The organism is Mesorhizobium sp. M7A.F.Ca.US.006.04.2.1 (assembly GCF_004022915.1).
Classification (GTDB): domain Bacteria; phylum Pseudomonadota; class Alphaproteobacteria; order Rhizobiales; family Rhizobiaceae; genus Mesorhizobium; species Mesorhizobium ciceri.
Genome location: NZ_RZQA01000064.1, coordinates 1 through 13,245 on the forward strand (window position 1 = coordinate 1; position 13,245 = coordinate 13,245).

The 13,245-nt window shown below is 63.7% G+C and carries 16 protein-coding genes and 1 pseudogene; 3 read left to right on the top strand and 14 right to left on the bottom strand.

The genetic code is table 11. The features are described from left to right. From EN925_RS05735 to EN925_RS05800, 14 genes and pseudogenes are all read right to left on the bottom strand, one after another. Positions 1–419 (bottom strand): annotated as a pseudogene (locus EN925_RS05735) (flagellar biosynthetic protein FliP); the annotation flags it as partial. Then, positions 416–910: a flagellar basal body-associated FliL family protein gene (locus tag EN925_RS05740; protein WP_128336404.1), complete on the bottom strand. Its 495-nt coding sequence runs from the start codon at positions 908–910 to the stop codon at positions 416–418. The pseudogene EN925_RS05735 and the gene EN925_RS05740, both read right to left, overlap by 4 nt. A gap of 17 nt (positions 911–927) precedes the next feature. Next, on the bottom strand, positions 928–1,635 hold the full coding sequence (gene flgH, locus EN925_RS05745; protein ID WP_127369921.1) for a flagellar basal body L-ring protein FlgH: 708 nt from the start codon (positions 1,633–1,635) through the stop codon (positions 928–930). Continuing rightward, entirely contained in the window at positions 1,632–2,219 is a 588-nt protein-coding gene (locus EN925_RS05750) for a MotE family protein (protein ID WP_164753689.1), read from the bottom strand. Before EN925_RS05750 ends, flgH begins: the two co-directional genes overlap by 4 nt. 3 nt (positions 2,220–2,222) lie before the next feature. Continuing rightward, positions 2,223–3,464 (bottom strand): flagellar basal body P-ring protein FlgI, encoded by a 1,242-nt coding sequence (locus tag EN925_RS05755; protein ID WP_013529793.1) that lies wholly within the window; start codon positions 3,462–3,464, stop codon positions 2,223–2,225. After that, complete coding sequence (gene flgA, locus EN925_RS05760) at positions 3,461–3,988, bottom strand: flagellar basal body P-ring formation chaperone FlgA (RefSeq protein WP_127385032.1); 528 nt, start codon at positions 3,986–3,988, stop codon at positions 3,461–3,463. The genes EN925_RS05755 and flgA overlap by 4 nt, the downstream gene beginning before the upstream one ends. A gap of 3 nt (positions 3,989–3,991) precedes the next feature. After that, entirely contained in the window at positions 3,992–4,780 is a 789-nt protein-coding gene (gene flgG / locus EN925_RS05765) for a flagellar basal-body rod protein FlgG (protein ID WP_013529795.1), read from the bottom strand. Between the two features lie 11 nt (positions 4,781–4,791). Then, the gene (locus tag EN925_RS05770) at positions 4,792–5,118 is read right to left on the bottom strand and encodes a flagellar hook-basal body complex protein FliE (protein ID WP_013529796.1); all 327 of its coding nucleotides are present in this window, start codon (positions 5,116–5,118) and stop codon (positions 4,792–4,794) included. Further along, on the bottom strand, positions 5,118–5,534 hold the full coding sequence (flgC, locus tag EN925_RS05775; protein ID WP_013529797.1) for a flagellar basal body rod protein FlgC: 417 nt from the start codon (positions 5,532–5,534) through the stop codon (positions 5,118–5,120). Before flgC ends, EN925_RS05770 begins: the two co-directional genes overlap by 1 nt. A gap of 2 nt (positions 5,535–5,536) precedes the next feature. Beyond that, positions 5,537–5,917 (bottom strand): flagellar basal body rod protein FlgB, encoded by a 381-nt coding sequence (gene flgB, locus EN925_RS05780; protein WP_127369911.1) that lies wholly within the window; start codon positions 5,915–5,917, stop codon positions 5,537–5,539. An 80-nt stretch (positions 5,918–5,997) separates the two neighbouring features. Beyond that, entirely contained in the window at positions 5,998–6,837 is an 840-nt protein-coding gene (locus EN925_RS05785; protein ID WP_063173011.1) for a hypothetical protein, read from the bottom strand. Further along, positions 6,824–8,227 (bottom strand): flagellar protein export ATPase FliI, encoded by a 1,404-nt coding sequence (gene fliI / locus EN925_RS05790; protein WP_013529800.1) that lies wholly within the window; start codon positions 8,225–8,227, stop codon positions 6,824–6,826. The genes EN925_RS05785 and fliI overlap by 14 nt, the downstream gene beginning before the upstream one ends. A gap of 3 nt (positions 8,228–8,230) precedes the next feature. Further along, positions 8,231–8,953 carry a flagellar basal-body rod protein FlgF gene (gene flgF / locus EN925_RS05795; protein ID WP_013529801.1) on the bottom strand — a complete coding sequence of 241 codons (723 nt, stop codon included), beginning with the start codon at positions 8,951–8,953 and terminating at the stop codon, positions 8,231–8,233. A gap of 7 nt (positions 8,954–8,960) precedes the next feature. Further along, a complete protein-coding gene (locus tag EN925_RS05800; RefSeq protein WP_013529802.1) occupies positions 8,961–10,772 on the bottom strand; it encodes a DUF1217 domain-containing protein in 1,812 nt (603 codons plus the stop codon). A gap of 147 nt (positions 10,773–10,919) precedes the next feature. Here EN925_RS05800 and motA point away from each other — a divergent pair, with 147 nt between their 5' ends. From motA to fliN, 3 genes are read left to right on the top strand one after another with little or no spacing between them, the layout of a single operon-like run. Continuing rightward, positions 10,920–11,795: a flagellar motor stator protein MotA gene (gene motA / locus EN925_RS05805; protein WP_013529803.1), complete on the top strand. Its 876-nt coding sequence runs from the start codon at positions 10,920–10,922 to the stop codon at positions 11,793–11,795. 32 nt (positions 11,796–11,827) lie between these two features. Next, the gene (locus EN925_RS05810; RefSeq protein ID WP_013529804.1) at positions 11,828–12,775 is read left to right on the top strand and encodes a FliM/FliN family flagellar motor switch protein; all 948 of its coding nucleotides are present in this window, start codon (positions 11,828–11,830) and stop codon (positions 12,773–12,775) included. Positions 12,776–12,791: 16 nt separating this feature from the next. After that, the gene (fliN, locus tag EN925_RS05815) at positions 12,792–13,178 is read left to right on the top strand and encodes a flagellar motor switch protein FliN (RefSeq protein WP_023809994.1); all 387 of its coding nucleotides are present in this window, start codon (positions 12,792–12,794) and stop codon (positions 13,176–13,178) included. Positions 13,179–13,245 lie beyond the last annotated feature (67 nt).

Genomic DNA, 13,245 nt, shown 5'->3' on the forward strand with positions numbered 1-13,245 from the left:
ACATTGTGCAGCATGAAGGTGCGGAACGGATCGGAAATCTTGTCGAAGGCTTCGGTCTGGGTGATCTGGTTGTCCATCAGCGGCTTGACGCCGGTGTTCCAGGCCTGATCGAAGGTCGGCGCCATGACATAGAAGGTCATGAACAGCGACAGCGAAATCAGGATGAGGTTTGCCGGTGTCGACTGCAGGCCGATGCCGGCGCGCAGGATCGAGAAGGCGATGACGAAGCGGGTGAAGCTGGTCACCATGATCAGCAGGCCCGGCGCGACCGACAGAACAGTCAGCAGGCCGAACATCTGGATGATGTAGCCGACGGTGGTGCCGTCAGCCTTGCCGATGCCGCCGAGATCGAGCTGCTGAGCCGCCGCGATGGAGGTGGCGGCGGCGATCATGGCGGTGGCGAGAAGGAACTTTCTCATTCGGGCAGCAATGTCCTGATGAGTACCTGTTTGGCGTGACCCTGGCTGCGGATCGCGGCGCGTTCTTCGAGGTCGGCCTTCAGGTGCTGGTAGCCGCTGGCTCCCTCGATCTGATGCATCTTCAACGTGCGCACCAGGGCCAGGAGATCTTGGTGGATGTCATCCGACATTGCCTGTGGCTGCGGCGCGTCATAGACGACGGACACCTCCATCCTGATCCAGGTGCCGGCAGGCGAGGCGATGTTGGTGGTGATCGGCGCCAGCACGACAAGCATCGGGCCCAGGCCTGGTTGCTCGGCTGCGGCGGGCTGCATGATCTTACCTTCGTTCTCAGGCGCGACCGGTACCGAGGCCGGTGCGCCGACGCCCTTGAGATAACCGCCGGACATCCAGCCCACGCCAATGGCGGCCGCCGTCACAAGCAGCAGCATGCCGGCCTGAATGACAGGGGAGGGACCCTTGCGCGGCTGAACCTGTTCAATATTTGCCACGGCGCCCTGCCCCGATCCTAGAACGGAAGAACCTGGTCGAGGATCTGCTGGCCGTAGGCAGGTTGCTGGACCTCGGTGATGCGACCGCGTCCGCCGTAGGAGATGCGGGCCTCGGCGATGCGTTCGTAGGGGATGGTGTTTTCGGCGCCGATATCGGCCGGCCGCACGATGCCGGCGAGCGTCAGCACCCTGAGCTCGGCATTGACGCGCACTTCCTGCGATCCGGTGATCATCAGATTGCCGTTGGGCAGCACATCGGTGACGATCGCCGCGACATTGAGTTCAAGCGTTTCCGAGCGCTTGATCTCGCCGTCAGCCGTCGTGTCGGTGGTGGAGCTGAGAGCCCCGGCGCCCTTGCCGGCGGTGCTCCACTTGTCCCACTGCGCGCTGAGGTCATAACCGAGCTTGCGATTGGCGGTGCGGCTCCTGTCGTTCTGGTTCTTGAAGTTGGCGCGATCGTTGATCTTGATCTTGACCGTCAGGATGTCGCCCTGGGACAACGCCCGCGGGTCGGTGAACAGCCGGCTCTGGCGGTCGTCCCACAACGAGAATTTCTTGACCGGCACTGGCGGCGTTTGCGGATATCGATAGAGCGAGCCGGTGCTGCCGCCATCGATGCCGGAGCCGACCGGGGACAGGGCCGGCTCTCTGCCGACCTCCTTGAGGTTGGTTCCGCAACCGGACAGCATGGTAACCGCGCACAGGACAAGCATCTTCCGGATCATGACGGATCTACCCTTCGGGCTGCGCTGGCCATAATGCCGGTGAGCGTTGCCGCCGCCTTCTGGTCCATTTCGTTGAGGATGACGCTCGCCTTGCGTGAATCGAGCTTCATCAATATAGCCGCAGCCAGGTCGGCGTTGACGATGGCCAGCCGCTCGGCGGCGGCGTCGGGTTTCATACCGGCGTAGATCTGGACGACGCCGTCCTCGGCCCGGGCCAGGAAAACCTCGCGCCGCTTCAGCCAGGTCTCGTATTCAGCTTTCTTTGCATCAAGAGCTTTCATGCGCTCGTCAATGCCAGCCTGGAGCTGCTTCAGTTCCTGCGCCTGCAGGACATAGCGGCGGTCGCGGGCGGCGTCGGCGATGTTTGAGCAGAAGCGCTCGATCTCGCTTTGGTCCGGCGCCTTTTCCCGTGTCAGTTGCTGCGGCGCCGCCGCCACCTGTGCTCCCGGCAGGACCTGGCGGAACGTCTCCTCGCCGCGCGCGGTGCCGCCGGCAAAGGGCAGAGCCGCGAGAAAAGCGGTCGCAAGCAGGATCGCGGCTTTGCGGTGTCTGTCGTGGCGTGGGAAGGAGCGCTTCATCGGCATCGCCTATTGCAGAACCAGGTCGGCCTGCAGGGCCCCGGCCGACTTGATGCCCTGCAGAATGGCGATGATGCCGTCCGGCTTGACGCCGAGGCGGTTGAGGCCGGAAACGAGGGTCTGGAGATCGGGTCCGTCAAGCACGGCAACGCGGGCGTCGGGCCGGCTGGCGTCGATGGCGGTGAACGGTTCGATCGCGGTCTCGCCCTTGGAGAAGGGTTCGGGCTGCACGACGCGCGGCGCTTCGGTGATGCGCACGGTGAGCGTGCCGTGGCTGATGGCGACCCGTGAGATCTTGACGTCATTGCCGATGACGATGGTGCCGGTGCGCTCGTCGATCACGACACGGGCCGGCGTGTCGGATTCGACCACCAAATTCTCGATTTCGGCATAGAAGCGCGCCGCCGAGACACCCTTCGGCCTTCTGATCTGGACGGTGCGCGAATCGCGCTCGGCCGCCACCCGCATGCCGAAGCGCTGGCCGGTGTAGTCGTTGATGGCATCCGCGATGCGGATAGCGGTCGAGAAATCGGGATTGCGCAGCTGCAGCGTCAGGATCGCCTGATCGTCGAATTCGGCTTGGACAGCACGCTCCACGATGGCGCCGTTGGGCACGCGGCCGGCGGTCGGCACGCCTTGCGTCAGCTGCTCGGCCTGTCCTTGCGCGGTAAAGCCGGACACGATGACCGAGCCCTGGCCGACGGCATAGATTTCGCCGTCCGCCGCCTTCAGCGGCGTCATGATCAGCGTGCCGCCGGAAAGCGAGGTCGCGTCGCCCATCGAGGAGACGTCGATGTCGATGCGGGCGCCCGACTGCACGTAGGGCGGCATGTTGGCGGTGACGATGACGGCGGCGACATTCTTGGCGCGCGCGCTGCCGCCTTCGGTGGCGATGCCGAGGTTTTCGAGCATCGCGCGGATCGACTGTTCGGTGAATGGCGAGTTGCGCAGGCTGTCGCCCGATCCGGCAAGGCCGATGACCAGGCCGTAGCCGACGAGCTGATTGTCGCGCGAACTCTGCAGCTGGGCGATGTCCTTGATACGCGAGGCGACCTGGCCCGGCGGCAGCGAACTCGGCCCGGTCGAAACCCGGAACATGCGGCTTGTGGTGGCCGGATCATATTCGGGATCGTTGTAGACGCCGCCATTCTTGGCGGCGAGCTCGCGCTTGGCCTTCGGCGTCAGGCCGTCGGCCAGCGCCGGCTGCAGGCCAAGCACGGCTGCCAGGATCAAGGTAAGCCCGCGCATCATGAAGCGCTGACCTGGATGGTTCCATCCGCCATCACCGTGCCGGACAGGATTTTGCCGCTGTCGATGTTGCGAACCTTGACGAGGTCGCCCGCGGCTCCTGGTTGCAGCGTTACGGCGGTCGCCGAGATCGTCAGGCCGCCGGCGATGAAGAAGATCTGCACGGAGGCACCCTGTTCGACCAGCCAGGCCTCGCGGATGGCGGCGGAGGGAATGTAGCGGCCGGGCAGCAGGGTGCGCTTGGCGACCTTGCCATCCAGTTCCTCGGCCCGTGTGGCGACCGCCTCCGGCTTGTGCTTGCCGACGGTAAGGGTGACCTGTTTCAGGGCAGCCAGGTTGATGGTCTCGCCGGGATAGATAACCCGGCTCGGAATAAGCACCACCTCGCCGCCAGCTTGATTGCTGGCGATCCGGGTGGCCGACTGGTTGGCCGATTCCTGGGCAAAAGCCGGCATCGTGCCGGTCACCAGCGCAAGGACGAGCGCGGTGCGGCGGAATGCAGACAGGAGGCCGGGCGTCGACATCATGCGTTACCTGATGTTCTTGGAGACCACGGAGGCCATGTCGTCGGCGGCCTGGATGACCTTGGAGTTCATCTCATAGGCGCGCTGCGCCGAGATCAGCTCGGTGATTTCCTTGACCGGGTCGACGTTGGAGGCTTCGAGATAGCCCTGCTGGATGGTGGCAAAACCGGGATCGCCAGGCACGCCGACGTTCGCCGGCCCCGAAGCCGTGGTTTCCTGGAACAGATTGTCGCCGAGCGGCGCCAGGCCGGCCTCGTTGGCGAAATTGGCGATCTGAAGCTGACCGAGGTTCTGCAGGTCGGTCTGCCCGTCGATGCGGGCGAAGACCTGGCCGGTCTTGTTGACGATGACCTCGACGGCATCAACGGGAACATTGATTGCCGGAATGACCGCAGCGCCGTCGACCGTCACCAGCTGGCCGGTGGCGTTGGTGTTGAGAGCGCCGGCGCGGCTGTACAGCGTGCCGCCGTCGGCACCCTCGATCTGGAACCAGCCCCTGCCGGTCAGCGCCAGGTCGAAACTGTTGCCGGTGCTGGTCAGTTCGCCCTGGGTGTGCACGTTGCGCACCGCCGTCGTCTTGACGCCGAGGCCGATCGAGACGCCCTCCGGCACCAGCGAGGCGTTGGAGCGGTTGGGCACGCCTTGCGTGCGGTCGACCTGATAGAGCAGGTCGGAGAATTCGGCACGGGCGCGCTTGTAGCCGGTGGTGTTGATGTTGGCGATGTTGTTGGCGATGACTTCCAGATTTGTCTGCTGGGCATTCATGCCGGTGGCGGCGATGGCGAGTGCTTTCATGTCGGAATTCCTCAGATGCCCATTCGACTGACTTCGAGATAGGCGGAGACCACCTTGTCGCGTATGGCGACGGCGGTCTGAAGCGCCTGCTGCGCGCTCATCACGGCGTCGACCACCTGGCGGGTGTCGGCATCGCCCTTGAGCGCCTGCATCGATACCTGCTCGGCATTCTGCATCGTGTCGACGGTCTTGGAGGCTGCCTGGCTCAGCGCCTCGGCAAAGGAGGTGCCGACATTGCCACCGGCCGACGGTGTCGCGCCGCCCTGGAGCAGGCTTGTGGCGGCGTCATCGCCGCCGATCGACGGCTTGAACTGAAGGGCTCCGATACCGCTGATCATTACTGGTTCCTCATCAGGTCGATGGTCATGGAAATCAAGTCGCGGGCCTGCTTGACCACCTGAAGGTTGGCCTCGTAGGAGCGATTGGCCTCGGTCATGTCGGCCATTTCGATCAGCACGTTGACGTTGGGCATCTTGACGTAGCCCTTCTCGTCGGCGGCCTCGTTGCCGGGCTGGAACTCGACTGGAAAGTCACTGGGATCTCGATCGATCGAGTTCACTGCAACCGTTGAACTGCCGGAGGCCCGGTCGAGCTCGGAGACGAAGCTGATGGTCTTGCGGCGATAAGGGTCGGAGCCGGGCGCGGTGCCCGTCGACTGAGCGTTGGCGAGGTTCTCGGAAACCACGCGCAGGCGTTCCGACTGGGCGCCGAGGCCGGATGCTGCGACTTTGAGGGCTGCGGTCAGTGCGTCCATGGTCAGCTCTTCACCGCCATCATCATCATCGAATGGAACGCCTTGACGATCGCCGTGTTGAGCTCGAAGGACCGGCGCACCTCGCCGGCCTTCAGCAGTTGGTCTTCCAGCACGACCGAGTTCTTGGACGGCATGACAACGCCGTCATCTTCCTGCGGCTTGATGGTGAAGCCGGCATTGGTCGCTGCATTGCCGAGATGGCCGGCCTGGGTGGCCTGCAGCGATACGGTGGCGCGGTCGAGCACCTTTTCGAATGGCTCGACGTCGTTTGCCGTATAGCCTGGCGTGTTGGCATTGGCGATGTTGCCGGCCACGGCCGACTGGCGCACGGCCAGCCATTGCGCTTGCTTGGCGGCGAGGTCGAAAAGGGAAACGGGCTCCATGGGAATCTCCGAGCAGGTACCCAGAGACTAGGCCGCCAGTCTTGCGCGGGCCTTGCGGATGGCCGGAAGCCGGAGATCGTTTATCGGGACAGTTCGATCACCTGGTCGGCACTGGTGACCATGACCCATTTGCCGTTGCGCTGCTCGATGGAGGATACCTTGCTGGAATCCGGCAGTATCGAGCCGCGCTGGACCATCCAGAGGCCAGCGTCGTCCTGGATCATGGCGCGGCCGTTGGCGACATGAACCATGCGGAATTTCGCCGCGTCGGCCGGAAACGGTTGCTCGTCGGATGCGGCTGCGGGATCGGCATCATCCCGCACCGTCCCCGTGGCAAGAAGATCGAGATTGGCCGCGGGAACGTCCTTTGCCGTCAGCGGCGCGCTGCGTTCGGCGACCACGCCGCCGCCCGCTCGCCCGGAATTAGAGCCTGTGCCGCCGAACTTCATCGCCTGGACGCCAAACTGGTCCTGGTTGAAGAAGATATACCAGGGGAACAGGGCGCAGATCAGGCCGAGCGCGATGCCGAGCGCGGCAATGACGAAATCGCTGCGTCGGTCGGACTTCTTCTCCAGTCGGGGAAACGGCGCCTTTGGCGGCTGCGGCCATTCGGTGCGCGGGAACAGGCCGTCGATCAGCGATTCCCGGCTGGCCTGCGTCATCTCGGCAGCCACCGCCTGGGGAGCCCGGGACAGAGCGGGTTCGACGGGCCTGGCCAGATCAGGATCGGCTTTGCCAGCCCGTGGCAGGATTGGCTTGACGGCTCTGGCCAGAACGGCCTCGGCTTTGGCCGCGATGGCACGGGCGGCCTTTGCTTTGGCAGTTCTCGCCGTGTCAGCCTCTGCCTGCTGCGCGGCATTGGCCTCGGCGATCATGTCGCGCAGGATGCGCTCGGTGTATTCGCGTTCAGTCTCCGGCATCGGCGTTCAGCTTGCTCTTGAGGTGGCGGGCGAGATCGGAGAACGGGTCGGCTGAGGGGCGATCCTTCGGCCCTTGCGTCAGCGCTTCATAGATCAGCGGCACCTGGCGCACGGCGATGTCGAGTTCGGCATCGACGCCGCCCTGATAGGCCCCGAGCAAGCGGATATCGCGTGTGTCCTCGAAGCGCGAGATCATCGACTTCAGCCTTGTCACCAGCGCGCGCTGTTCGACGCTCCAGGCCTTTCCGGCCAACCGCGATATGGACGACAGCGGGTTGACGGGGGGATAGCGACCCTGTTCGGCGATCGTGCGGTCGAGCACGACATGGCCGTCGAGGATGCCGCGCACGGAATCGGCGACCGGGTCGTTGTGATCGTCGCCGTCGACCAGTACGGAAATGATGGCGGTGATCGATCCCTTGCCTTCCGTACCCGGCCCGGCGCGTTCGAGCAGCTTGGGCAATTCGGTGAACACCGAGGCCGGATAACCGCGGGCGACCGGCGGCTCGCCGGTTCCCGTCGCCACCTCACGCAAGGCGTGAGCGAAGCGGGTGATCGAATCCAGCACCAGCAAAACGCGATGCCCCTGGTCGCGAAAATGCTCGGCGACGCGCATGGCGGTGTCCGGCGCACGCCGGCGCATCATGGCGCTTTCGTCGCTGGTGGCGACGACGGCGATGGTCTTGGCCATGCTGTCGCCGATCGTGTCCTCGAGGAATTCACGGACTTCCCGGCCGCGTTCGCCGATGAGCGCCACCACGACGGTATCGAATGCGTCGGCTCCGGCGAGCATGGCGAGCAGCGTCGACTTGCCGACGCCGGAGCCGGCAAAGATGCCGAGGCGCTGGCCGAAGCAGAGCGGCGTGAAGATATCGATGACCTTGACGCCGGTCATGAAGGCAGTGCCGACGCGTTGCCGCGCCATGGCGCCCGGCGTCGTCTGGGCGCCGCGCGATGTGTCGTCTCCCCGGGCGAGCGGCGGGCCGCCATCGATCGCCCTGGTGAGTGCGTCGATGGTGCGGCCGCGCCATGAGGCATGCGGTGCCACCACAAGCGGACCGCGGCGGAACACGGCATCACCGATGCCGGAATCGGCGCTGCGTTCGAAGGGTGCCACGACGGCCTCGTCGCGGCCGATCTTGACGATCTCGCCGCGGCGCGCACCGGCATGGCCGGGCTGCTCGACGATGTCACCCAGCCTGGCGAAGCTGGAAAGGCCGTGCACCTTGTAGTGCGTGGGCGTGACTTCGATGACGCGGCCGCCGCGCTTGAGCAGTGCCTCGGCGTCGGCGAAACGCCGCCAGACCCGTTCCAGGGCGGCAAGCCGGTCTTCCGGTGCCGGCTGGAGTTGTCTTTCGAGTGCCCGCAGGGATGGCTGGTCGAGCGACATGGACTATTTCGAGCCGAGCGTCTTGATCGCCTCGTCGGTGGACGAGTCGGTCTGGCGCATCAGGGCGGCCGTGTTCTCGAAGGCGCGCTGGACCATGATCAACCTGGTGATCTCCAGCACCGGATTGACATTGGACTCTTCGAGAAAACCTTGGGCAACGCCGATATCGGAGCGATCGGTGACAGGCTCCGGGGTGCGTGCCGGAACAATGCCGGAATTGCCATAGCGGACGAAGTTCGCGCCTGGATCGAAATTGTAGAGGCCGATCGATCCGACAAGCTGATCGTTCTGGCGCAACGAACCATCGGCCCCGGCCTTGGGCGGACCGTTGCGGGGGTCAAGCTGGATCGGCGAGCCGCCGGCATCGAGCACCGGGTGGCCTTCGATCGACATCAGCTCGCCGTTCTCGTTCATCGAAAAACGGCCGTCGCGGGTCATGACGGTGCCGACCGGCGTCTCTATAGCGAACCAGGCATCGCCCTGGATGGCGAAATCGAAGGGATTTCCGGTCTCGCTCAAGGCACCGTGGGCGCCGGAAAGGTAGGTCTTGCCCGGGGAGGCGAATGACACCGATTTCTGCCCGGTGCCAGAGACGACGTCCTCGAACTTCACGCCGGTGGCGCGAAAGCCGATCGTGGAGGCGTTGGCGACGTTGTCGGCGATGGTGTCGAGGCGCCGCTCGAGCGCGATCTGCGATGAAAGAGCGACGTACAGGCTGTCCCGCATGATGGTCTCAGAACCTCAGTTTCTGCATGGCCATCATCAGGTCGGTGGAGATGCCGACGGTGAGTGGCTGGGCAAACAGCACGCTGACCGAGGTGACGGCCGATGAAGTCGGGTTGTTGATCTCGTACATGCTGGTGAAGCGCGTCAGGAACTTGCCGAGTTTCTCGGGGTCGGAGAAATCCGAGATGTCGAGTTTCTGCTCGAACAGCTGCGCCTGCTTGTCGACATCGGCGGTGGCGAAGGAATCGGGCAGGCCGAGCACGGTGCGCACGACACTGGCAAGCGCAGTGTCGGCCAGCACGTCATACCAACTGGTGATGGTTGGGGCCTTGCGATCGAAATAAAGCGCCAGCCGCACGCCCTGGTTGGTCTGGCCGGCATCCTCTTCGAGGGTCTGGCGCATGTATTTGTCGACGGTCGGCTGCTGCGCCGGATTGATGGTGGTGGCCGCTTCGCCGTATTGTTCGAAGTTGAAGGCGGCGGCCAGCCCGGCATAGGCCTTGTTGGTCATCTTGTTGGCGACGCTGTCGGCGTCGCGAATGCCACCGGCAAGAACGTTGCGGATGAGGTCCTTGCTTTCCGTCGCCGGGTCCAGTCCGTAGGCCGAGAGCACGTAGTTGTACAATCGGCTGTTGGCCATCAGGTCGTCGACGGATTTCACGTTCGTGACGTTGGCAAGATAGTACGCGGTCTCCGACTTGATGTAGTCCGCATTCGGCGCGATCAGGCCAAGCGCCGACTCCGTCGTATAGATTTTCGGCGTGTCTTTCTGCACTTCGTCGCGCGACGTTGTCTGATCGCCATATTGGGCAAAGTTGAAGGCCGTGACGAAGTTGGCGTACCGTTTATCCGTCAGCTTGTTTGCTGGGCTTTCGGGGTCGCTGACGCCGCCCTCGAGCATTGTGCGGATCTGCTGCGGCGTTTCGGTTGACGCATCAAGTCCGTAGGAAGCCATGGCGAAGGTGAGCAGGCGCTTGTCCGCCATGAGGTTGTCGATCGACGTCACCTTGGAAATGTTTGCCGCGTAATAGTCGGCCTCGCCCTTGATATATTGCGCGCTTGGCTCGACCAATGTCAGTCCGGCTCCGGCCATGTATCCTTTCGGCACCGCCTGCTGGACATCGTCGCGCATGGTCGTCTGATCGCCATACTGGGCGAAGTCGAAGGCTGCGACGAATTTGGCGTAGCTCTTGTCGGGCAGTTTGTTGGCAGGACTGTCGGGATCGCTGACGCCACCTTCGAGCATCGCCTTGACGGTTGCGGCAGGTTCGGTTGCGGCGTCGAGTCCGAAAGCGGCCATCGCATATGTCAGCAGGCGGCTGTCGCCCATCAGGTCGTCGACCGATTTAACCTTGGCGATGTTGGTGACGTAGTAGGCGGTTTCGCTCTGGTAGTAAGGGAGCCCCTTCTGCGAGGCGCCGATCTGGACTTGCAGCGCATAGTTGCTGGTCACCAGTTGCTGCGCCTTGTTGTAGACAGTCGTACTGGTGCCGTTGGCGGCGAAATTGAAGGCCCTGACGAATTCGGCGTAACGCTTGTCGGTCAGCTTGTTGGCGAAGCTGTTGGGATCGGAGACGCCTTCTTTGAGTGCCTTGACCATGAAGGCCTTGGCGTAAGCCATGTCCTCGAGCCCGTAGGCCTTCATGGCATATTTGAACAAACGGTCATTCTTGACGAAATCGTCGATCGATTTCACCTTGGTGATGTTGTCCAGATAATACTTGGTGTCGCGATCAACCACGGGCTGCTGCTCGATCCTGTCGATCGACTTTGAAATGTCCCTGGTGATGAGCTGGTAGCTGGTAAAGGTATTAAGCAAAGAGGTGCCTCCGGCCGAAGCTATGTCCGGACAATACCCCTACTTCCTTGCGCGAAACTGAATCGTCTCCGACGCCTTCGATTCAAGCCTCACACAAGGCACGGGGGCTATCCCTAGCTCCTGATGTGAAATGCGGAAGGACCTGTCGTGGGCATTCTGATTGGACTGGTGGTAACGCTCGGCTGCGTCCTTGGCGGCTTCATGGCCATGGGCGGCCATCTTCACGTGCTGATCCAGCCCTGGGAGGCAGTGATCATCTGTGGTGCGGCTTTTGGCACCTTCCTCGTCGCCAATCCGATGAAGACGGTCAAGGATACCGGCAAGGGCATTCTCGAAGCTTTCAAGCAGGCGGTGCCGAAGGAACAGGACTATCTCGAAACGCTCGGCGTGCTGCACTCGCTGATGCGCGAGCTGCGCTCGAAATCCCGCAGCGAGGTCGAGGCGCATATCGACAATCCGGAAGAGTCGGCGATTTTCCAGGCGTTCCCAACCGTGCTGCATAACCACGACCTGACGCATTTCATCTGCGACTACTGCCGCATCATCATCATCGGCAATGCCCGCTCGCACGAGATCGAGGCGCTGATGGACGAAGAAATCCAGACCATCAGGTCCGACAAGATGAAGGCCTATCACGCGATGGTGGCGGTGGGCGATGGCCTGCCGGCGCTCGGCATCGTCGCCGCCGTGCTCGGCGTGGTCAAGGCGATGGGCGCGCTCGACCAGTCGCCGGAAATTCTCGGCGGTTTGATTGGTGCCGCACTTGTCGGAACGTTCCTCGGCATCTTCCTGTCCTATTCGGTGGTCGGACCGGTCGCCACCAAGATCAAGACAGTGCGCGAGAAGAAGAACCGCCTCTATATCATCGTCAAGCAGACGCTGTTGGCCTACATGAACGGCGCGCTGCCGCAGGTGGCGATCGAGTTCGGCCGCAAGACCATCTCGTCCTATGAACGGCCGACGATCGACGCGGTCGAGCAGAGCACGATGAATACCGGCACCGTCGAAAAGAAGGCCGCCTGAACGATGCGCGACAGATCGGTCCCGGCACTGTCATGACCAGCCTGGGCAGTCCAGCGGAAGCGCGCTCGCTGATCATCGAGCGTCTGGTCGGCGACAGCGGCGAGGCCGCGCAGGTCATCGACGCAGGCCGCGCCATGGCCGAACGCGCCGTGCCGCTGCTGCAGAAAACCCTGACCAGCGAGTTTGGCGTTCCGGTCGTCGTCGATCTCAAAGCGATCGAGGTCAGCCGCGTTCCCGAGGCGCGTTCGCGTGCCGGCGACACGTTTGCGATGACCGTGATCGGCTCGTCGGCGTCCTCCGATGCGATGACCCTGGTGATCGATGCTCCGGCGATCGCCATCATGGTCTGCACGCTGTTCGGCGGCGACCCGGATCTGCCGGCATCGCCGATCGAACGCGATCTGTCGCAAATCGAAATCGATGTTTCGACCATGGTGTTCCAGCAGGTCGCACAGGCCCTCAACGGATCGGGAAAGCGTTCGCTCGACCTGCGCCTGCCCGCGCCGCGGGCAATGTCGGGCACCGAGGCGAAGCGGTACGTGCTGCGCGATGGCGCGGCAATCCGCATCGTGCTTGGCATCTCGACGCCGGCCGACAGTGGCACCGTGACGGTGACGATGCCGCAGCGCGTCGTGCTGGCCAGCCGCGACGGAGCCGTGCCTGTCAGCGACGACGATCACGGCCCCAGCTGGCGCGCCCGCTTCTCGGAAGAGGTGATGCGCTCCACCGTGGCGCTCGAGGCCACGATGCCGCTGGCGCGGCTGACGCTCGGCGACCTCGCCGGTTTCGAAATCGGCGATGTCATCGAATTCGAGGAAACGGCCCAGTCCCAGGCGCGTCTCAGCGCACGGGGCAAGACGCTGTTCGTATGCGAGTTCGGCAAACTGGGACAGAATTACACCGTCCGGATCAGGCAACCTTACGATGCCGGGCAGGACTTTATCGACGGGCTGATGCCGGCTGCCGCCGGACGCGCCTGAGCATTTGGAGACGATCATGGCCAAAACCAAGGCGGAAGCCGACCTCGACCAGCCGGACGAGCAACTCGACCGTGCCATCGAAGAATTGCGCGGGGTCCTGCATGAAGAGGAGCAACGCCCCGATGCGGCGTTCAGGGCGGCCTCGTCGGCCAATTCGAGCGTGATCATGAACATCCCCGTCGATGTCCAGATCATCCTCGGCAGCACCGAGATGCCGGTCTCCGATCTGATGGCGCTGCAAAAAGGGTCGACCGTGGCGCTCAATCGCCGCATCGGCGAACCTGTCGACGTCGTGGTCAACGGCCGAAAGATCGCGCGCGGCGAGATCACCGTGCTGGAAAGCGATCCTTCGCGCTTCGGCATCAGGCTGACCGAAATCATCGCCGGCACGAAGGGCGCCTAGACATGGTTTGCGGGGCTTGCCGGTGGCAGCGGAGGCGAGTGGCATGACGACGCCGGTGACCTTGACC

Coding starts and splice junctions, on each gene's coding strand:
- flgG (WP_013529795.1), bottom strand. CDS start 4,780: ATGAAAGCACTCGCCATCGCCGCCACCGGCATGAATGCCCAGCAGACA.
- EN925_RS05810 (WP_013529804.1), top strand. CDS start 11,828: ATGACCAGCCTGGGCAGTCCAGCGGAAGCGCGCTCGCTGATCATCGAG.
- fliI (WP_013529800.1), bottom strand. CDS start 8,227: ATGTCGCTCGACCAGCCATCCCTGCGGGCACTCGAAAGACAACTCCAG.
- flgH (WP_127369921.1), bottom strand. CDS start 1,635: ATGATCCGGAAGATGCTTGTCCTGTGCGCGGTTACCATGCTGTCCGGT.
- flgC (WP_013529797.1), bottom strand. CDS start 5,534: ATGGACGCACTGACCGCAGCCCTCAAAGTCGCAGCATCCGGCCTCGGC.
- EN925_RS05785 (WP_063173011.1), bottom strand. CDS start 6,837: ATGCCGGAGACTGAACGCGAATACACCGAGCGCATCCTGCGCGACATG.
- flgA (WP_127385032.1), bottom strand. CDS start 3,988: ATGATGTCGACGCCCGGCCTCCTGTCTGCATTCCGCCGCACCGCGCTC.
- flgB (WP_127369911.1), bottom strand. CDS start 5,917: ATGGAGCCCGTTTCCCTTTTCGACCTCGCCGCCAAGCAAGCGCAATGG.
- flgF (WP_013529801.1), bottom strand. CDS start 8,953: ATGCGGGACAGCCTGTACGTCGCTCTTTCATCGCAGATCGCGCTCGAG.
- fliN (WP_023809994.1), top strand. CDS start 12,792: ATGGCCAAAACCAAGGCGGAAGCCGACCTCGACCAGCCGGACGAGCAA.
- EN925_RS05755 (WP_013529793.1), bottom strand. CDS start 3,464: ATGATGCGCGGGCTTACCTTGATCCTGGCAGCCGTGCTTGGCCTGCAG.
- EN925_RS05770 (WP_013529796.1), bottom strand. CDS start 5,118: ATGATCAGCGGTATCGGAGCCCTTCAGTTCAAGCCGTCGATCGGCGGC.
- EN925_RS05750 (WP_164753689.1), bottom strand. CDS start 2,219: ATGCCGATGAAGCGCTCCTTCCCACGCCACGACAGACACCGCAAAGCC.